This is a genomic window from Mycobacterium sp. NGS33 (assembly GCF_059812885.1).
In genome coordinates this window covers 1-18215 of sequence record NZ_JCALDN010000031.1, presented here as the reverse complement: position 1 = coordinate 18215, position 18215 = coordinate 1, and the positions used below count along the sequence as shown (strand labels likewise).

General features: G+C 67.0%; 26 protein-coding genes. 17 read left to right on the top strand and 9 right to left on the bottom strand.

The window, feature by feature from the left end:
- Positions 1 to 222: 222 nt before the first annotated feature.
- Positions 223 to 408: a hypothetical protein gene (locus tag AC5Y5B_RS25150; RefSeq protein WP_500007379.1), complete on the top strand. Its 186-nt coding sequence runs from the start codon at positions 223 to 225 to the stop codon at positions 406 to 408.
- Positions 409 to 421: 13 nt separating this feature from the next.
- Here the strand turns inward: AC5Y5B_RS25150 and AC5Y5B_RS25145 are convergent, their stop codons facing one another.
- A complete protein-coding gene (locus tag AC5Y5B_RS25145) occupies positions 422 to 931 on the bottom strand; it encodes a hypothetical protein (RefSeq protein WP_500007377.1) in 510 nt (169 codons plus the stop codon).
- 15 nt (positions 932 to 946) lie between these two features.
- Positions 947 to 2452, bottom strand: a complete 1506-nt coding sequence (locus AC5Y5B_RS25140; RefSeq protein WP_500007374.1) for a putative alpha/beta hydrolase — start codon at positions 2450 to 2452, stop codon at positions 947 to 949.
- A 272-nt stretch (positions 2453 to 2724) separates the two neighbouring features.
- Between AC5Y5B_RS25140 and AC5Y5B_RS25135 the strand changes: the two genes are divergently transcribed.
- A complete protein-coding gene (locus tag AC5Y5B_RS25135) occupies positions 2725 to 3009 on the top strand; it encodes a hypothetical protein (protein WP_500007372.1) in 285 nt (94 codons plus the stop codon).
- A 50-nt stretch (positions 3010 to 3059) separates the two neighbouring features.
- Here the strand turns inward: AC5Y5B_RS25135 and AC5Y5B_RS25130 are convergent, their stop codons facing one another.
- Positions 3060 to 3518 carry a universal stress protein gene (locus AC5Y5B_RS25130; protein WP_500007370.1) on the bottom strand — a complete coding sequence of 153 codons (459 nt, stop codon included), beginning with the start codon at positions 3516 to 3518 and terminating at the stop codon, positions 3060 to 3062.
- 168 nt (positions 3519 to 3686) lie between these two features.
- Here AC5Y5B_RS25130 and AC5Y5B_RS25125 point away from each other — a divergent pair, with 168 nt between their 5' ends.
- Positions 3687 to 3986 (top strand): hypothetical protein, encoded by a 300-nt coding sequence (locus AC5Y5B_RS25125; RefSeq protein WP_112634894.1) that lies wholly within the window; start codon positions 3687 to 3689, stop codon positions 3984 to 3986.
- 135 nt (positions 3987 to 4121) lie between these two features.
- Entirely contained in the window at positions 4122 to 4643 is a 522-nt protein-coding gene (locus AC5Y5B_RS25120; protein ID WP_112634895.1) for a hypothetical protein, read from the top strand.
- Between the two features lie 126 nt (positions 4644 to 4769).
- Here AC5Y5B_RS25120 and AC5Y5B_RS25115 read toward each other — a convergent pair whose 3' ends face one another.
- A complete protein-coding gene (locus AC5Y5B_RS25115) occupies positions 4770 to 5276 on the bottom strand; it encodes an Rv2253 family sensor-like surface protein (RefSeq protein WP_112634896.1) in 507 nt (168 codons plus the stop codon).
- A gap of 110 nt (positions 5277 to 5386) precedes the next feature.
- Entirely contained in the window at positions 5387 to 5578 is a 192-nt protein-coding gene (locus AC5Y5B_RS25110; protein ID WP_112634897.1) for a hypothetical protein, read from the bottom strand.
- A gap of 197 nt (positions 5579 to 5775) precedes the next feature.
- Between AC5Y5B_RS25110 and AC5Y5B_RS25105 the strand changes: the two genes are divergently transcribed.
- The 6 genes from AC5Y5B_RS25105 to AC5Y5B_RS25080 all read left to right on the top strand — a co-directional run bounded on the left by AC5Y5B_RS25105 (position 5776) and on the right by AC5Y5B_RS25080 (position 9139).
- Positions 5776 to 5994, top strand: a complete 219-nt coding sequence (locus AC5Y5B_RS25105) for a hypothetical protein (RefSeq protein ID WP_500007366.1) — start codon at positions 5776 to 5778, stop codon at positions 5992 to 5994.
- Positions 5995 to 6013: 19 nt separating this feature from the next.
- The gene (locus AC5Y5B_RS25100) at positions 6014 to 6388 is read left to right on the top strand and encodes a DUF4189 domain-containing protein (RefSeq protein WP_500007363.1); all 375 of its coding nucleotides are present in this window, start codon (positions 6014 to 6016) and stop codon (positions 6386 to 6388) included.
- Between the two features lie 113 nt (positions 6389 to 6501).
- The gene (locus AC5Y5B_RS25095) at positions 6502 to 6870 is read left to right on the top strand and encodes a DUF732 domain-containing protein (protein ID WP_112634900.1); all 369 of its coding nucleotides are present in this window, start codon (positions 6502 to 6504) and stop codon (positions 6868 to 6870) included.
- A gap of 429 nt (positions 6871 to 7299) precedes the next feature.
- On the top strand, positions 7300 to 7512 hold the full coding sequence (locus AC5Y5B_RS25090) for a hypothetical protein (RefSeq protein WP_112634901.1): 213 nt from the start codon (positions 7300 to 7302) through the stop codon (positions 7510 to 7512).
- A gap of 33 nt (positions 7513 to 7545) precedes the next feature.
- The gene (locus AC5Y5B_RS25085; RefSeq protein WP_500007360.1) at positions 7546 to 8178 is read left to right on the top strand and encodes a hypothetical protein; all 633 of its coding nucleotides are present in this window, start codon (positions 7546 to 7548) and stop codon (positions 8176 to 8178) included.
- Between the two features lie 40 nt (positions 8179 to 8218).
- Complete coding sequence (locus AC5Y5B_RS25080) at positions 8219 to 9139, top strand: cation diffusion facilitator family transporter (RefSeq protein ID WP_500007358.1); 921 nt, start codon at positions 8219 to 8221, stop codon at positions 9137 to 9139.
- Between the two features lie 12 nt (positions 9140 to 9151).
- Here AC5Y5B_RS25080 and AC5Y5B_RS25075 read toward each other — a convergent pair whose 3' ends face one another.
- The 3 genes from AC5Y5B_RS25075 to AC5Y5B_RS25065 are packed head-to-tail and all read right to left on the bottom strand — an operon-like array spanning position 9152 to position 10856.
- On the bottom strand, positions 9152 to 10114 hold the full coding sequence (locus AC5Y5B_RS25075; RefSeq protein WP_500007356.1) for a cytochrome c oxidase assembly protein: 963 nt from the start codon (positions 10112 to 10114) through the stop codon (positions 9152 to 9154).
- 30 nt (positions 10115 to 10144) lie between these two features.
- Positions 10145 to 10489 (bottom strand): DUF732 domain-containing protein, encoded by a 345-nt coding sequence (locus AC5Y5B_RS25070; RefSeq protein ID WP_112634905.1) that lies wholly within the window; start codon positions 10487 to 10489, stop codon positions 10145 to 10147.
- 46 nt (positions 10490 to 10535) lie between these two features.
- On the bottom strand, positions 10536 to 10856 hold the full coding sequence (locus AC5Y5B_RS25065) for a DUF732 domain-containing protein (protein WP_500007353.1): 321 nt from the start codon (positions 10854 to 10856) through the stop codon (positions 10536 to 10538).
- Positions 10857 to 10958: 102 nt separating this feature from the next.
- On the opposite strand from AC5Y5B_RS25065, the gene AC5Y5B_RS25060 reads away from it, so the two are divergent.
- The 3 genes from AC5Y5B_RS25060 to AC5Y5B_RS25050 all read left to right on the top strand — a co-directional run bounded on the left by AC5Y5B_RS25060 (position 10959) and on the right by AC5Y5B_RS25050 (position 12832).
- Entirely contained in the window at positions 10959 to 11708 is a 750-nt protein-coding gene (locus AC5Y5B_RS25060; protein WP_112634907.1) for a Clp protease N-terminal domain-containing protein, read from the top strand.
- A gap of 93 nt (positions 11709 to 11801) precedes the next feature.
- Positions 11802 to 12332 carry a DUF1942 domain-containing protein gene (locus tag AC5Y5B_RS25055; protein WP_500007381.1) on the top strand — a complete coding sequence of 177 codons (531 nt, stop codon included), beginning with the start codon at positions 11802 to 11804 and terminating at the stop codon, positions 12330 to 12332.
- Complete coding sequence (locus tag AC5Y5B_RS25050; protein WP_500007350.1) at positions 12320 to 12832, top strand: GNAT family N-acetyltransferase; 513 nt, start codon at positions 12320 to 12322, stop codon at positions 12830 to 12832. The genes AC5Y5B_RS25055 and AC5Y5B_RS25050 overlap by 13 nt, the downstream gene beginning before the upstream one ends.
- Here the strand turns inward: AC5Y5B_RS25050 and zapE are convergent.
- Positions 12810 to 13931, bottom strand: a complete 1122-nt coding sequence (zapE, locus tag AC5Y5B_RS25045) for a cell division protein ZapE (protein ID WP_500007347.1) — start codon at positions 13929 to 13931, stop codon at positions 12810 to 12812. The two genes, AC5Y5B_RS25050 and zapE, sit on opposite strands and share 23 nt — an antisense overlap.
- Here zapE and AC5Y5B_RS25040 point away from each other — a divergent pair.
- From AC5Y5B_RS25040 to msrB, 4 genes are read left to right on the top strand one after another with little or no spacing between them, the layout of a single operon-like run.
- Positions 13930 to 14691 carry a pyrimidine reductase family protein gene (locus tag AC5Y5B_RS25040; protein ID WP_500007343.1) on the top strand — a complete coding sequence of 254 codons (762 nt, stop codon included), beginning with the start codon at positions 13930 to 13932 and terminating at the stop codon, positions 14689 to 14691. The two genes, zapE and AC5Y5B_RS25040, sit on opposite strands and share 2 nt — an antisense overlap.
- A gap of 14 nt (positions 14692 to 14705) precedes the next feature.
- On the top strand, positions 14706 to 16271 hold the full coding sequence (locus AC5Y5B_RS25035) for an alpha/beta hydrolase (protein WP_500007338.1): 1566 nt from the start codon (positions 14706 to 14708) through the stop codon (positions 16269 to 16271).
- Between the two features lie 28 nt (positions 16272 to 16299).
- Entirely contained in the window at positions 16300 to 17637 is a 1338-nt protein-coding gene (gene aftC / locus AC5Y5B_RS25030; protein WP_500007335.1) for an arabinofuranan 3-O-arabinosyltransferase, read from the top strand.
- Positions 17638 to 17646: 9 nt separating this feature from the next.
- Positions 17647 to 18072: a peptide-methionine (R)-S-oxide reductase MsrB gene (gene msrB, locus AC5Y5B_RS25025; RefSeq protein ID WP_112634914.1), complete on the top strand. Its 426-nt coding sequence runs from the start codon at positions 17647 to 17649 to the stop codon at positions 18070 to 18072.
- The last annotated feature ends 143 nt before the right edge of the window (positions 18073 to 18215 follow it).

Here is an 18215-nt window from a genome sequence, read left to right as displayed (position 1 = left end):
CTTCGGCGATTCAGCGCTCACATCGGTTTCGATCAATGCCGGTCCATCCTTCTGCAAGAATGGTGCACCTCAGTCCTAAGCAACCACCGTGCGCGCATGGTCCGGGCTCTCGGGCCGCGTAGAAGCAGACCACTGCCTATGTGACCCGCCCGGGAAATACCCGGCGGTGCCGGCACCCTGCCCTAACCTGCTAGGTGTACCTACCTGAGCTAGGAGCACGTCGTGTTGGAGTACTGGGTAGACGAGGACTACTGCGAGCTGTGCGGCGGTCCCGTTGCGGTCTACATGAAGCGGGACTACGCCCATGACGGGGTTCCGCTCCCGGCGATCGCTCAGCGGGCCCTCTGCCTCAAGGGCTGCGTGGGTGAGGTGCTGTCACCCGAGCGTATGATGAATCGCGGTGCGTAGCAGCGAGATTGGCTCAAACGTGCGCCAGCCAACGTGTTCCTTGTGCTGAGATGACGAATCCTCGGCCTTGAAAGTCCTTGCAGGCGGTGCTTCCTGCGCTGTCCACCCCACAGAGGTCTCCGCCAACGGCGAGCGACTGGAGCGCGGGCAGCGTTTTGATGGGCTGCCCCTGGACGGCTCCGTTGCTGTAGGGAGTAGAACCGGCGGCTTTTATCCCGCTGGCTGTCGATATCGACGTGTAGGGGTTCTTGTCGTTGTCTGCGACGCCGGGGATGTTTCCGATGCATTCGACGCTGTCGGTATGGAAGTTGCACGGGATCCCGTCAGGGGTGAGGAAATAGATGGCGTTCGTTGGGTCGTGCGGATGAAAATTGGGGATCGCGACCGCGTAGTCCGACGAGTTTGCTCGCGCGTAACTGGACAGATCAGGGAACGCTGGATCGGCGTGTGACTGGGTGGTACAGGCTGACCCGGCGATCAAACCTGTTGCAGTCAAGGCCGCGATCTTTCGACGTGTGGACATGGGCGCTGAGTCCTTTCAGCTTCCTGGCGTTACGGAGAACGTCGTCATGTAAGTGTGCGGGTCGTAGTGACCAATGCCGTAGGTGCTTACCCGCATGCTGATGACTTGTTTGCCACCTTCTTCTCTTATATCGGTAATGGTCGGGCCATACGACCATTGATTATCGGGTAGCTGCCCGACGAGCGGTGTCGGCGATGCATTGAGCAGGCCCTCGGGTGTGCTGGCGACGGCGCCTTGAATGGGCTTGCCGTCGGCCGCGCCGACCATCATGAAGCCTTTGCCTTGGGGTAGGGCCGTGATCTGGCTTTCCCGGTTGCCGTTAAGCGGGCCGCTGAATGTCCCCTTGGATTGCAGCGTGTCTCCCCAGCTGCCGTTCTGCTTTACGGGCGCGGATTCCCATAAGCCCCGTTGGCCGGCTTCGTTGTTGCCCATAATCACCATCTTGCCGGTGTTCGGGTCGAACACGCCGCTAGCTTGAGATATGCCGTGAAGCGTGTAGAGCACTTTGTCCGGGTGTGCCAGATCGACAACCACCGTGTCGGGCACGGAATAATTCTGGTTGTCCTGACCGTCGGGACCCTTCAATGGGACAAACCCGTAGAACGCGTAGTGCTCCCCGTTTGGGCCGACGGCTGTTCCGGTGGGCAACGGACGGGTCCCTTCAGGATGCGGCACCGGATTTGGACCGTCGACCCCGGACGCACCGCCGTCAGGCGGAACCAGAATGTTGGGCGAACCGTGTGCGCCGTCGCCGCCGAGCGCGATCCCTGTCCCGGGAATCGACAAATCCAAGTCGTCTTGGTTCTTGGTGTTTTGGCCTTCAAGCAGGGGCGAGGTAGCGGGGCCATCGATCTTCGGTCCAGTGCCAGGAGGCGTATCTAGAGGTGGCTCGCCGGGACCGAAATGTGCATCGTCAGCCCAGATTCCAGCCGGATCGTATCCGTCTTTCACCAGGTTTGCTTGGGCCGCATGAAGCGTGCTGGTGTACACGCCGCGAATCAAACGCATCTGCACCAGAGCATCCCGAACGTCGTCTGCCTCATCAGCTTTCGCGTCATCAATCAAATTCAAGAGTGCGCGACGGCTTTTGTCGTCAAGGGTGGGATCTTCCAAATCCTTTTGTGCCGCAACAACGACCTTATCGAGCAGCTGCAACTGGCGATTCAGTGCTTCAATCTCGGCTGCGCCTTGTTTTTGCGCTTCGGCCAACGCAGCGGCGATGTCCTCCAAATCTGCGCCAATTTTGGCCAGTTGCAGGGACTGCGCCCCTAGACCTTTGGTCACGCGTTGCACTTCGGCGGAGTCGTTGATCGGGTGATCGCCATCCTGATGGTTCCAGGCTGCATCGAAACGCTTCTTGGCCTGGTCGAATTCTTCGCTTGCCGCAGCGGTGCACCGACCCGCATCATGGAAAGTCTTCGCGAGCTTGTCGATCTGCGCGGGGCTACCCGCCCGCAACGTTCGATTGATCTCCCAAGGATTACCCCCGGCCTTGGCGATCAGATCAGCAATATCCAGCATCCCACCGCCCGACACGCGCTATGCCAAGATCCAACAGCACTTCGAAAGCTACGCTCACTGGCGCGCAGCCGCCTCGTTTCGACCTGACATCCCATCGCGATTCACTACTGCGGCGCGCTCTCGCGGGACTATTGCTCAAGACGACGTATCGATCCGCGCCCACTCCACGACTCACTCACCGTCGACGCCACATCTGGCACCTTCGGCCGACGGCACAAATGAAGTAGTGCACTACTCGTGCCCGCGCCCGCGATCGCGGAAACGATCTAGCCATGGAATCCAACGTTGCACCGCCGGCCGGGGCGACCATGGTCGACGAATGGGACAACCTCGGGCCAGCGTTCAGGGTGTTCGACGGCCCGGAGTGCAGCATCAACCACGCCGGTCACGGGCTACCGGCCAAAATCGTAATCTCGGTCATCGGGCGGCAATACGTCGACGGGCACGCTGAGTGCCAGGTCGTCATTGACTGTTTCGACACCCCGGTCATCGCGCCGGCCGAAGCCCGCAAACTCGGTAGGGCGTTGATCGCCGCAGCGGACGCCGCCCACGGATGACGCTGTGCACGTGCCCGGCCAACCCGACGACGGGCCGGCGCCGACAAGCCTCAGTCGCTGGTGTGGACGATCAGGACGTCGGTCTTGGCCCTGCGGGAAACGGCGGCCGGGACCGATCCCAGCAGCCGCCCGGCGACGCTGTTGAGTCCGACGTTGCCCACCACCAGCAGGTCCGCATTGACCTCCTCGGCCAGCTGCACCAGCACGTTGATGGGGGCGCCGACGAGCGACTTCTCCTCCACGTCCTTGGCCCCCGCTTGGTGCGCCCGCTCCCTGGCGTCCCGCAGGATCGCGTAGTAGGGCGCCTCGCCCACCGTCCGGTAGTCCTGACCGTGGTCGCTGCCCGGCGGGATGGCGTAGCGGCCGCGTTCCTCGGAAACGGGAAGGTGCGCCGTCGCAACGACCAGTTTCGCGCCGTGATCCGCGGCGATCGCGGCCGCGCGTGTCACCGCTCGCAGCGAGGAGTCCGAGCCATCGGTGCCGACCACTACTGTCTGATAGGCGCTCATTCTCATGCAGTCTAGGGGCGACGGCGGCCCGCGAGAAGGAAAATCGGGCGGAGTCGCCCACCGCTGGCACCCACCGGCCGGGCCGGTACGCAGCTTCGAGATCCGTATTCGAGATGACGACCCCGAATTCGTGCTTGTCAAACACTGCGAACACGCAATAATGCCAGCATGCGTCTGATCTACGCCGCTGCCACGGTCGGCATCGCCATTGCTGTGTCGATGGGGGCTCCGCCGGCCCACGCTGACACCGGCGTCCCCGGTTACATTCAGTGCGTCGGGGGCGACGCGAAGCCTCCACCACCGGGGGTAGCCGCAGAGAACTGGTTTCCCAGCCTCCATGTCATCGATAACGACATCATCTCCGGTATTCCCTCGGACCAAGTGGTTCAGAGGTTGATCACTATGGGAGTCAAGCCGGAGGACGCCGCCACCCGAGTCCGGTGTTATCTGGCCAATTCGCCGCACTAGCGCAATCGCGTTGTGAATTGTGACGCGCCAAGGTCTTTCATTGTCTCGCATTCGGCAAGCCGGGCGCCCGTCATTGCGCACTCGCGGTGAAATCCGCGAATGCGCTATCTTCTGGCGGTGATCAGACCTGCTCGCATGAGTGCACTCGCGGCGACGCTGGCGCTGACGGCGTGTGTCACTGCGCCCCACGGTGCCGCCGACCCGACACCCCAGCAGTCGCCTTTCCCGACGGGAAAGTCCGGCACCAGCATCCACGTCACGGAGTACAGCACCGCTACCGCCGACGTCACACTCAACAACGCCACCTGGATCTCGTCGGGCTGCTCCGGCGGCGGGGGCTGCAACGTCATCGAGCTCACCATCGAAGGCAAGTCCAACGCGCCGTTCGACTACAGCCCGGCCTTCATAACCGCCGCCTCTTCGCCGTGGCGGCAGGACCCGAACCGCGATGTCGAGGGCGGCTCATCGCTCGTCAACTATCTGCAGATCAACAAGACGCCGCCGCTGCGCGCGGGCAGCGTCACCAACGGCCAAACCGCCCACGGATTCATCGCCTACGACAGCACCGTCAAGCAGGGCGACGTGTACATCGAGTTCAACGATCCCGATGCGCCGGCAGCCCCGACCCCATTAGCGGGCTGGAAGGTGCACACCTGAGCGGAGCCGCAACCGCCACTTCCCGAGACCTCAAACTTGTTGCCGCACAACAGGTTCCGAGCGCGTGACTAGTCACCGATGACGACTGGGCCGGGTCGTCGCCACCGCCGCATGAGACCGTGGTGGCTAGCCGCCCACGCGCACGGCCGACATATCCATGTCGATGGTCCCTTGGCACGCGCCGCTCAGGATGTCAGTGTGCATGACGCCGGCCAGCGATCCGTCGGGTTGGGGCGTGTAGTGCACCTCGGCTCGGGCCGGATTCCACTGAATCGAGGTGTCGGGCATCATGCAGTCCCACTGGAAATCGTTGGTCTGCGACCACGACTTTCCGTCCCAGGTGAACTGCACCGGCTGCGGCACCGTCGGGTTGGTGGGCGGCGGGCCGCTGATGATCGTGGCGACGCACTTGCCGTTGGTGCAGCTCGAGCGCAAGCCGTAGGTCTCGGTGTGCTGCGTCTCCGGGTCGCCGACCGCCATGCTGGTCCCCGCTTTGGGGCCAACCATGAACGTGATCGCGTACTGGCCATTCCAGGACGGATTATCGGCGAACGCGGCCGGGGTAAGCGCCGCGGAAATTGCGAACGGCACCGCGGATAAACCGACGACGCTTTTCAGACGGTATGGAGCCATCGTTCCTCCTGCGGGTCCGTACCCATCCCATCGTCATATGCCGAGCCGCCGCCGACAAGGTGCTAATGGATACCCCGAATTCCGGCGAAGCGGGTCCTGCGGTCCGTGCTTTACCAACCCCACTCGTCTTCGTCCAGGACATCCACGGTCAGGGCGTTGTCGGCGGCCCCCTTCGTCCCATAGGTGAAGGTCAGCAGGGTGCGGTCGTCGTCAAGCGGCTCGGTGGCAAGGACGGTGGCGTGCCCCACCTTCATGCGGATCCTGTCGCCGGGCTGCAATTCGTCGACACGTTTCAGGGGCACACGCGACCCACCGGTGAAGTGCTGGTGCTGCAGACACTTTGGCGATTCATCGCCCTCCCTCACGACCGAGTGTCCCGGCCTTGAAGCACATTCGCGGACCAGCTGACCCGAAAATTTCGCGCGGCACAGTGGCGGGTTGCAATATACCCCGGTGTCAAATTGCCTTCCGGCGCCGTGGCCGGAGCACAATGTGAGGCGTGAGTTGGACGAGGTACACCGGCAGGGCGCTCGCCGATACCGGCCTGAACGGCGACGCACTGCATGCCGAGCTCGAAGACTTTATCCGCGTGGACAATCCGCACCTGACCGACGTTCGCCTCGAGCGTGCGACCGCAACCGAGACGGATAGCGCCGGCCCAGCCAAGCGGTGGTACGACGTCACCTACCTGGCTGAAGACCCCGAAGGCAATTCATAGCATGCGAAGGAGCGCGCCGATGCGCCCAGTCACTGCCCTCGTCGCAGCGGTCGGTTGTGCGATCGCCGCGCTGCCTGCGCCGATGGCCCGGGCCGACGACGAGTTCGTCGCCCTCGCCGTGTCCGTGGGCAGCGGGCGAGCCGCCGGCTGGGGCACCGGGAACAGTCAGGACCAGGCGAACCAGGTCGCGCTCGCGCACTGCACCGCCGAGGCCGGCGACGCCTGCGAGGTGGTGGCCGGCACCCGCAACGGCTGCGCGTCGGTGGCGTTCGACCGCCTTTCCGGCCGGTTCCAGGGCGGCTCGGGGCCCGACGCCACCGCGTCCACCGCCGACGCGCTGGCCAAGCTGGGCTCACCCAACGGGCACATCAAGGCCACCCACTGCTCGTCCTGACATCCCTAGGCCGCCGCCGGCGTCGCCGCGACAAGTACACCGCGATTTCGACTATCGTTCATTGAAGTCGTCCTTGACCGCATGCCGACGGGCCCGCGCACAGAGAGGAGACCATGACTGCGACGAAGGCTGGGAAGTGGCCGACGGTCTGCGCGATTCTCCTGTCCACCGTCGCCCTGGCGTTCGCGGCGCCGGCATCGGCGGATGACACCGACGATGCCTTCCTCGCGGGCCTCGCCAACGGCGGAATCACCCTGCCCGACAACGATAATGCGATTGCGACGGCTCATACCGTGTGCACCCGCCTCGAGGTGAATCCGTACGCCCCGGTGCTGGCGTTTGTGCTGGCGAGGGACAGCTTCCTGTCGCCGAGACAAGCCGGCTACTTCGTCGGCCTTTCGGTAGCCACCTACTGCCCGCAATACAAAGACAAAATCGACCCTTCGATCACCATACTACTGCCGCCGCCGCCGCTCATGTGAGCACAACTACGGCAGCACAAGGGGTTTCGCCGCTCAGCAGTGATCGGTCCAGCGCCGCCGCAGGGGGCAGTACGTCGAATGCGCAAGGCTCACCATGGATCCGACGTCTCCGAACATCCGCTCATAGGTCCAGGCTCACCCGATGTCATCGCAGATCAGGCGTCCGTCCCGGTGAGGGCGGCGTCGGGGCGTTCACGATGCCGTAGACCCATAGCGGCATGGAGACGAAGAATAGGCACGCCCGGGAAAAAGTGGCATGACGAACGGCTGAATAATCGGGCCATCGCCGCACGCGGAGACGCGTCACCCGCAGAACCCTTCTCATACGCATCGGCATGAGCGGACGCCGCGATCTTCGGCCGCGGGCATTGTCCGCCATGAAATACCGTGCGGATCAAGTATTTCCGCTAGAGGGGTAGAGTCGCGGGCATGAATTTGGTCGAGTGGCTCAGGACGCCCCGCTATTTGCGGACGCGTTTCATGATGGAAACGCGGCCGCTGAACCGCCTGGAGATGGAAATCGTGTTCGTCGAGGTCGCCGCCCGCGACGCGTTGGTGCGCCTGCCCGTGGCGTTCATGATTCTGCCGAAAGCGCCCCGGCCCTGGCGCGATGGCACGTCCAACCCCGAGCAGGGCAAGTAAAAGGTCCCAATCGGGCAGGCGGCGCTACCGGCAGTGACGATCGACAACCCCTACTGGGACGCCGTCAAGGATTGCGTTGAGACCGACAACGTCGGCGGCAACCCGGTGGTCGGGTACTTCAGCCTGGACCGCACGGTCGAAGAGAACATGGCCCGCTCGCCGAACCGGCAACTGCTCGTGCGCCGCTACTGCTGGACCGTTCCCGACCCCGAGACGGTGGAGTTCGTGGCGGGCCACGCCGAAGGCGGGCTGGTCGATCCCATCGCGGGCACCGGCTATTGGGCCTACCTGCTGACCCAGCTGGGCATCGATGTGGTCTGCTACGACCTGAATCCGGGCACCGACCTGCTCACCAATGGCTGGCACGGCGAGGACACGCACGCCGACATCGTCGCGAGGGATTGCGCCGAGGCGGCCGCCCTGCATCCCGACCGAACACTGTTCCTTTCCTGGCCGCCGCATGACCAGGACGTCGGCGCACGAATACTACTGTCCTACAAGGGAAACCGACTCATCTACGTTGGCGATGGCCGCGGTGGGGGCACCGGTGATGACCACATGCATCAGATCCTGGAAACGCAGTGGACCGAAATCGACTCCCGCCAGCCGGTGCTGTGGTGGGGCCAGCGCGACCGGGTGAGCGTGTACGAGCGCGTCCGCCCGTAACGAACTTGGGCGGCGCCGCCGAGTGCGGCATGCTGACGGTATGCATGTGATCAACGGAGTGCGCGACCCGGCGGCCAGTTTTCCCCTCGAGACCGCGGCGGACGACGCGGGTGAACGCCGGCAGGCGAACCGCGCCATCGCCGTCAGCGCGGTCGGGCTGGCGCTGACCGGGCTGGTCGAATTGGTCATCGCGCTGGCGTCCGGCTCGGTGGCGTTGCTGGGCGACGCGCTGCACAACCTGTCGGACGTCTCCACCAGCGTCCTGGTGTTCATCGGCTTTCGCGCGTCGCGCAAGCTCCCCACCGAGCGGTACCCCTACGGCTACGAACGCGCCGAGGATCTCGCCGGTGTCGGTGTGGCCCTGGTGATTTGGGGCAGCGCCGTGGTCGCCGGTTTCGAGAGCGTCACCAAGTTGCTCCGCCATGGCGGCACCGGTCACGTCGGCTGGGGCATCGGCGCGGCCGTGGTGGGCGTGGTGGGCAATCAGCTGGTCGCCCGGTACAAACTGGTGGTGGGCAGGCGAATTCGGTCGGCGACCATGGTGGCCGATGCCAAGCATTCGTGGCTGGACGCGCTGTCGTCGGGCGGCGCGGTGCTCGGGCTGGTCGGCGTGGCGCTGGGCTGGGGCTGGGCCGACGCCGTCGCGGGCATTGTGGTCACCGGGTTCATCTGCCACGTCGGCTGGGAGGTGACCGCGGACATCGCCCATCGCCTGCTCGACGGCGTGGATCCCGACATCATCACCACCGCCGAGGCCGTTGCCACATCGGTCCCCGGCGTGACGCATGCGCACGCCCGGGCCAGGTGGACCGGTCGGACGCTGCGCGTCGAGGTGGAAGGGTTTTTGAACGCCGATACCCCGCTGGCGGCCTCCGATGACATCGGCCGCAGCGTCGCCGCGGCGCTGACGCCACGGATCCCGGAGATGCAGAGCTTCACCTGGACGGCGCGCGCCGCCTGAGCTGACCGGACCCTAGCGGCGAAATCGCTCCCGCAGCTGAGGGTCGTTCTCCCACCAGAGTCCCGACGGCGCCGGGGTTTCGCCCTCGGCGCGCTCGGCGGCCTCTTCTTGGGCGGCCGCCTCGGCCTCGTCCAACTCGGCGTCGACGGCCACCGCGTGCGCCTTCTCATCGCGCGATAGCGCACGCATCAGCAGCAGCACGAACGGCCATCCGACCAGATCACCGAGGATCCACAGGACGCCGGCCCCGATCGTCTGGTCGAGCCGCGGGTCGGGCCCCCAAGTGCGTTGCAGCCCTGCGTAATACGCCGCCCCGATCAACGATCCCTGCCAGATGACGAGTCCCAGGACGCCGTCCCCGAGCGCCTCCGCGACGGTGATCAGCAGCGAGATCGACTGCGGGTACCTGCGCGGCACCGGGTCCTCTTGCAGCCTGGCATAGAAGTAGCCAAAGCCTAACACCACCAACAGGATTCGTGTCGGCGCACCGACCCACTCGTTCTGCAGGGCCGCGGTGTACCAGGGCGTCAGGTACAGCAACCACGGCGTGGCCAACATCGCGATCGACGTCGTTGCGGGATGGACGAGCACGCGGGCGAGGCGGGTGGCCAACAACCGGTCGACGCGGTCTCGGCCGGCCGGCCCGACGGTGTCGCGAAAGACGGTGACGGGCTTGGCCTGCGCCACGAAGAACGGCACGACGTACAGCAGCAGCAACACCTGCAGCGCGCGCACCCAGAACAGCATGTAGGCGTAGGCGCCGATCGCGCTGAGCGTCGCCATCGCCCACGCCAGCGCGCCCAGCCCGAGGCACGCGGCGTTCGTCGGGCCTACCCCACTGCCAGCGGCGCGGGCGCGCCGGTAGGACCACGCGTACCCGGCGGCGAGCACGGCGACGGCGGCCGCGGAGACCGGGTCGGCATGCCAGGTCTGTACGGCCGCGTCCCACGTCAGCGGCCCGGGGTCGACGCGCACGGACACCAGCCTATGGCGGCGGGGAAGGGCTCAGTTGCCGACGGCACCTTCCGGCTTCGGACCGCGGTCCTCGCCGGTGATGTACTTCGGGCAGTAATGCGCGGCCGCGAGATAGGTGAACTTGGCCGCGGCGGCGCCCTGGAAGCCCGGGTTCTGGTTGCGCAGATCGGTCACGATCTTCGCGTCGGACTGGCCGTCGTCGAGCATGTCGCACACCGACTTGCCGATGGTGATGGCGTTGCCGCCGTCCTGGTAGGTGAGGCCGGCGTCGCGCAGGTCCTTGAGGAAGTCCTGATCGTTGTCGATGTCCGCATGCGCCGGCACGGCCAGCAAGAGCATGGTGGCCAGGCTGGTCAGCCCCAGGAGAAATCGCATAACGCAGTGATTGTCGCAAACCCGCGGGTGATTGGCATCTCGAGCGCTACGAGGCGTTGGGTGTGCTCGTCGCGACGGCGCTGGGGCAGTACGTGGTGGCGGCGATGGCCGCGAACTGGTTGGCCTTGTCCTCGTGCAACCCGGAGTTCTTGGACAGCAGCGTCTTGACGACGTCGGGCATGGGCGTGCCCTGGCCGACCGTGTCGCACACCCACCTGCCCGCGCCCACGGCCTTGCCCGGGTCGGCAAAGGTGATGCCGGCCGCCTGCAGTGACGCGATGAACGCGTCGTCGGTGCTGTCGGCGTGGGCCGGCACGGCGAGGCCGATCGCGAGGGCCAGCCCGCACAGCGGGAGCAGTGGTTTCATGACTCAAGAATTCTCTCAGAGCGGTCAATGGCCCGCACGGTCGCCGGAGGCGGCGTCAACCCACGGTTGACACTAAGCTTGCGTCAACCTACCGTTGACGGCATGTCCGACCCCGTTCGCATCTCCTACCCGATCCGCCTCGACGAGCTGATCAACGCCATCAAGACGACCCGCCCCGACGTGCTGGATCAACTGGCCGACGCCGTCCTGGCCGCCGAACACCTGGGCGAGATCGCCGACCACCTGATCGGCCACTTCGTCGACCAGGCCCGCCGCTCCGGCGCGTCCTGGACCGACATCGGCAAGAGCATGGGCGTCACCAAGCAGGCCGCCCAGAAGCGTTTCGTCCCGCGCGCCGAGACCGCCACCCTCGACCTCGACCAGGGGTTCGCGCGCTTCACCCCGCGGGCGCGGGGCGCGGTGGTGGCGGCCCAGAACGCCGCCCACGACGCCGGCAACAGCGAGATCACCCCGGATCACCTGCTGCTCGGTGTGCTCGGCGACGCGGCCGCGCTGGCGACGGTGCTGCTGCACCTGCAGGACGTCGACACCGAGGCGCTGCGCGCGGCCGCCAGGGAGGCGATCGCCGCGCTGCCCGTGAATGCCGAACCGCCGCAGCTCATTCCGTTCAGCGGGCCGGCGCGCAAGGCGCTCGAGTTGACCGTGCGCGAGGCGCTTCGGCTGGGCCACAACTACGTCGGCACCGAACACCAGCTGCTGGCGCTGCTGGAGCTGGAAGCCGGTGACGGGCCGCTGCATCGCTGCGGCGTCGACAAGGACCGCGTGGAGGCGGATCTGATCAAGGCGCTGCAATCCCTGGCCGGTGGCAAGGACGCCGCCGCCGGCGGCTGAGCGGTGCGCCCGACCCCTCCCTTCGGAATGACCGCGTGTGCGATCATGCGAGGGTCCCCTGCAACGGCGCCAAGGAGGCACGACATGGCGAAGATGCACCGCTGGCTGATGGTCACATCCGCCTTTCTGATCGCCGTCGCCGGCGTCACCGCCGTCGATGTCGCCGCGGTTCCGGTTCCGCGCGCATGGGCCGGCGATGCGCCGATCGGCCACATCGGTGACACGCTGCGGGTGGACAACGGCACCTTCATCGCCGACGTCACCGTGAGCGGAGTGGCGCCCTGCGACCCGCCGCCCGGATTCGGGTACACGCGTGAAGGCACGTTCAGAGGTTTCCCGGGCAGCACCGTCGACCGCGCCGACGTGACCATCCGCGCGATCCGGGTGCCCAACCCGTACGTCATGGCGACCGTGATGGATTTCAACGGCGTGACCCCCAACGCCGACGCCTACAAGCCGCGGGCCTCCGACGCGCCCGACGCGCTGGACAACGTGCTCGTCAACGCCCCCAACGGGGCGATCGTGCGCGGCGGCGTGTACTGGGACGCCTACCGCGATCCGGTCTCCACCGTCGTGCTGCTGGACAAGAAGACGGGCTATCACCTCGCGCAGTGGAACCTCTGACCCCGACGTTCCAGATCGCGCCGGCGAATTCCGGTGACGCCCCAGAGCTGGCCGCCGTTGCGGCCCTTACCTTTCCGTTGGCGTGCCCACCCTCGGTGACCGCGGAGAACATCGCGGCGTTCGTCGAGGCCAACCTGTCGGCGGACCGCTTCGCCGAGTATCTGGGCGATCCGGGCCGCGCGATTGTCACGGCGCGCCAGGACGGCCGAATCGTCGGTTACGCCATGCTGATTCGCGGCTCCGACGACACCGCCGAGCTGTCCAAGATGTATGTGGTGGCCGACCGCCACTCCAGCGGGGCCGCGTCGGCCCTGATGCAACGCGCGCTGGCCGCCGCGACCGGATGGGGCGTTCGCCGGGTGTGGCTGGGCGTGAACCGGGCAAACGAACGCGCGCAACGCTTTTACCTCAAGAGCGGATTCACGATCAACGGCACGCGGACGTTCCAGCTGGGGGACGGCGTCGAGCACGACTACGTCATGACCCACGAGCTGGGTTAGCCGCCGCGGTCAACGCCAAGAGCCGGGATGTGGCCCGCAGATACTTCTTTCGGTATCCCCCGGCCAGCATCTCCTCGCTGAAGATGGTGTCCAGCTTGGCCCCCGAGGCCACCACGGGAATGCCCGCGTCATATAGCCTATCGGTGAGCGACACCAGCCTCAGCGCGACGTTCTGGTCGTCGAGGCCGTGCACCCCGGTGACGAACACCGCACTCACGCCCTCGATCAGCGTCAGGTAGCGCGACGGGTGCATGGTCGCCAGGTGCGCACACAACGCATCGAAGTCGTCGAGCGTCGCGCCGTCGACCCGCGCGGCGCGCGCGGCCACCTCGTCGTCGGACAGCGGCTGGGGCGCCGGCGGCAGACCGCGGTGCCGGTAGTCGGGCCCCTCGATCCGCACCGTCGTGAAAATGCTTGCCAGCGTGTTGATTTCGCGTAGGAAATCCTGGGCGGCGAAGCGGCCCTCACCCAGCTGCTCGGGCAGCGTGTTGGAGGTGGCCGCCACCGACACCCCACGCTCGACCAGCGACGAGAGCAGCCGCGAGATCAGCGTGGTGTTGCCCGGATCGTCGAGTTCGAATTCGTCGATACACACCGCCGTGTAGTCGGCCAGCAGCTCGATGCACTCCACGAAGCCGAACACCCCCGCCAGCTGGGTCAGCTCCCCGAAGGTGGCAAACGCCTTGGGAGCCGGGCCATCCGGGGACGCGCCCGGCCCGTCACCGGGCAGCGCATAGTAGGCCGACGCCAGCAGGTGCGTCTTGCCCACGCCGAACCCGCCGTCCAGGTACAGCCCGACGCCGGGCAGAATCTCGCGTCGCCCCAACAGCTTTCGGCGCCCGGCGCGGCGCTCGACCGCCTGCCGGCAGAAGTCGCGACACGCCACCACCGCGGCGGCCTGCGTCGGCTCCGCCGGATCGGGCTGATACGTCGCGAAGTTCACGTCGGCGAATGTCGGGGGCGGGCGCAATTGGGCGATCAGCCGCTCCGGCGACACCGTCGGGTGCCGATCCACCAGGTGAGCCACGCCGCCCGCGGCGCCCGCGGAGGTGGACCCGTGCATGCACGCACTGTAGCGGCGTGCTGCAATCAGACCCATGCCCGACTCTGGCGCCGCGCTGTCGCTGCTCGGATCGCTGCGCGGACTCGACGAGGGCGACCTCCCCCGGGTCTACGGCTATCCCGAACACGACCGGACGTGGGTGCGGGCGAACTTCATCACCAGCGTCGACGGCGGGGCCACCACCGGTGGCAGCAGCGGCGCGATGGGCGGCGCGGGCGACCGACTCATCTTCAACCTGCTGCGTGAACTCGCCGACGTCATCGTGGTCGGCGCCGGCACCGTGCGGATCGAGGGGTACTCCGGCGCGCAGCTCAGCGTCACCCAGCGCCAGCACCGGCAGGCACGCGGGCAAAGCGAAGTCCCGCAGCTGGCGATCGTGACCGGCTCGGGCCACCTCAACCGGGACATGGCGGTGTTCACCCGCACCGAGGTGCAGCCGCTGGTGCTGACCTGCGCCGCGGCGGCCGAGCAGACGCGCCGGGCGCTCAGCGGGCTGTGCGAGGTGCTCGAGTGTTCGGGCCGCGATCCCGAGAAGGTGGACGAGGCCGCCCTGCTGGCGGCCCTCGGCGCGCGCGGCATGCGCCGCATCCTCACCGAGGGCGGCCCGATGCTGCTGGACTCGCTGATCCGGCGCGACCTGCTCGACGAGCTGTGCCTGACGATCGCGCCCTGCCTCGTCGGCGGCCACGCACCACGCATCGCGTCCGGCTCCGGGCAACTGCTCACCCGGATGCGGTGTGCCCACGTCCTCACCGACGACGCCGGCTACCTTTACACCCGCTACGTCAAGGCCTAGCTACTGTGGTCGGCATGAGTCGGCCGTACACGTGCGCCACGATCCTGGTTGCGGTGACCGCGTTGCTGGCCGGCTGCGTCCCGGGCCTGGCCGCCGACCCGCGGTTCGCCACCAACTCCGGTGCGCGACCGCAGGGCGCGGCGACCTCCAAGCCGCCGCCCAGCGGCCCGCCGCCGATCGCGGCACCCAAGAACGACCTGGCGTGGCACGACTGCACCTCGCGGGTGTTCGCCGACGCGGCGGTTCCCGCCGCCCCCGGTGTGCAGCTGGACTGCGCGAGCTACGACGCCGACCTGGACCCGGTCAACGGCGGGGGCGGCTCCCTGAGCATCGGCGTGGTGCGCGCCCGCTCCAACCAGACACCGCAGGACGCCGGCCCGCTCGTCTTCACCACCGGCTCGGATCTGCCGTCCTCGACCCAATTGCCGGTGTGGCTGTCGCGGTCGGGCGCCGACGTGCTGGCCAGCCACCCCGTCGTCTCCGTCGACCGCCGCGGCATCGGCATGTCGAGCCCCATCGACTGCCGGGACAAACTCGATCGCCAACAGATGCGCGACCAGTCGCAATTCCAGGCCGGCGACGACCCGGTGGCCAACCTGTCCGAGGTCTCCAACACCGCCACCACCAACTGCGGCGACGCCGTCGGCATCGGGCCGAACGCATCCTCCTATGACGACGCGCACGCCGCCTCGGACATCGAGCGGCTGCGCAGCCTGTGGGACGTGCCCGCCCTGGCGCTGGTGGGTATCGGCAACGGCGCGCAGGTGGCGCTGGCCTACGCCGGATCCCGGCCGGACAAGGTGGCCCGGCTGATCCTCGACTCGCCGGTTGCGTTGGGCACCAACGCCGAAGCCGCCGCCGAGCAACAGGTCAAGGGACAGCAGGCCGCGCTCGACGCGTTCGCCGCGCAGTGCATCGCGGTGAACTGCGCGCTGGGCGCGGACCCCAAGGGCGCCGTCAGCGCCCTGCTGGCCGACGCCCGCGCCGGTCACGGTCCCGGCGGCGCGTCGGTGGCGCAGGTGGCCAACGCCATCACCGTCGCGCTCGGTTATCCCGCCGGCGGGCGCGTCAACGCCACCACCAACCTGGCCAACGCGCTGGCGGGCGCGCGCTCCGGCGACACCAACGCGCTGAACAGCCTGATCAACCACGCCAACGCCGTCCAGGACTCCGACGGCCAGTTCGTCAACGTGTGCAGCGACGCGGTCAACCGTCCCACCCCGGACCGGGTGCGCGAACTCGTCGTCGCCTGGGGCAAGCTCTATCCCGAGTTCGGCACCGTCGCCGCGCTCAACATGGTCAAGTGCGTGCACTGGCCCACCGGCTCGCCGCCGCCCACACCGAAGACCCTCAAGGTCGACGTGCTGCTGCTCGGTGTGCAGAACGACCCGATCGTCGGGACCGACGGCGTCGCGGCGACCGCGGCCAGCATCATCAACGCCAACGCCGCCAGCAAGCGGGTGATGTGGCAGGGCATCGGGCACGGCGCCAGCATCTTTTCCGGATGTGCCGTGCCGCCGCTGATCGGCTACCTCAACAGCGGCAAATTGCCCAACACCGACACCTACTGCCCAGCCTGACGCTGCTTTCCGGCGCGCGAGGGCGCCGGTGTACGGTGCGCTGGTGACGGCAGCTGAATCGACCCTGCGTGACCGGACCCTGGCCGCCTTTGGTCCCCGCACCGGCGCCTCGAGCGTCGCGACCGTGCTGCGGATGGCGTTGTGGCCGATCGCCATCTTCTCGGTGCTGCACCGCAGCATCATCCTCACCCTGAACGGCAACATCACCGACGACTTCAAACCGGTGTACCGCGCGGTCCTCAACTTCCGGCACGGCTGGGACATCTACAACGAGCACTTCGACTACGTCGACCCGCACTACCTGTACCCGCCGGGCGGCACGCTGCTGATGGCCCCGTTCGGGTACCTGCCGTTCACGCCGTCGCGGTTTCTGTTCATCGCGATCAACACCGTCGCGATCCTGATCGCCTGGTACCTGCTGCTGAGGATGTTCAAGTTCACGCTGTCCTCGGTGGCCGCGCCCGCCCTGCTGCTGGCGATGTTCTGCACCGAAAGCGTGACCAGCACGCTGGTGTTCACCAACATCAACGGCTGCGTCCTGCTGGCCGAGATGCTGTTCCTGCGCTGGCTGCTGGACGGGCGGATCAGCCGGCAGTGGTGGGCCGGCCTCGCGATCGGCCTGACGCTCACGCTCAAACCGGTGCTGGGCCCGCTGCTGTTGCTGCCCCTGCTGAACCGGCAGTGGCGGACGCTGGTGCCGGCCATCGCGGTCCCCGTCGTTGTCAACGTGGTCGCGTGGCCGTTGGTGAGCGACCCGATGGACTTCGTCACCAAGACGCTGCCGTACATCGGGGGCACGCGGGACTACTTCAACAGCTCCATCGAGGGCAACGGCGTCTACTTCGGCCTGCCCACCTGGCTGATCGTGTTCATGCGAATCCTGTTCGTGCTGCTCACGATCGGCGCGCTGTGGCTGCTGTACCGCTACTACCGCACCCGCGACCCGCTGTTCTGGTTCACCAACTCCTCGGGCGTGCTGCTGCTGTGTTCCTGGTTGGTGCTCCCGCTGGCCCAGGGCTACTACTCGATGATGTTGTTCCCCTTCTTGATGACGGTGGTGCTGCGCAACTCGCTGATCCGCAATTGGCCGGCCTGGCTGGGGATCTACGGGTTCATGACGCTGGACGACTGGCTGATCTACCGGGCCATGCGGTACGGCCGCGCACTGCATTACCTCAAGATCACCTACGGTTGGTCGCTGCTGCTGATTGTCGCCTTCACCGTGCTGCTCTACCGGTACCTGGACGCCAGGGAAGAGAACCGGCTGGACGAGGGCATCGATCCGGCGTGGCTGGCGGATGGGCCCGAGCGCGACGCTGTGACCGCGGGGGCGCCGGATGCGGCGGGTCGGCGCCATCCGAGCTAGCGTGGAGGAATGACCTCTCCCGATGTGTCGCCGCCCAAGGTGCAGCTGACCGATGACGAATGGCGCAAGAAACTTTCCCCGGAGGAGTTTCATGTGTTGCGCCAGGCCGGCACCGAGCGGCCCTTCACCGGTGAATACACCGACACCAAAACCGAAGGCGTGTACCAGTGCCGGGCCTGCGGCGCCGAATTGTTCCGCAGCACAGAGAAATTCGAGTCGCACTGTGGTTGGCCGTCGTTCTTCGACCCGGCGAAGTCCGAGGCCGTGATTCTGCGGCCCGACCATTCGATGGGCACCACGCGCACCGAGGTGCTGTGCGCCAACTGCCACAGCCACCTCGGCCACGTGTTCGCCGGCGAGGGCTACCCGACGCCGACCGATCAGCGTTACTGCATCAACTCGGTCTGCCTGCGGCTGGTGCCGGCGGGCGAATAGCGCGCGTCGTCTCCCAGACGTCGCGTTCCGCCGCGCGCCGGGGCGTTCCCCTTCCCAGGCGCCGCGGCGTTCCCCTCCCAGGCGCCGCGGCGTTCCCCCGCGCGCCGGGTGGTTCCCCTCCCAGGCGCCGCGACACTGAAACC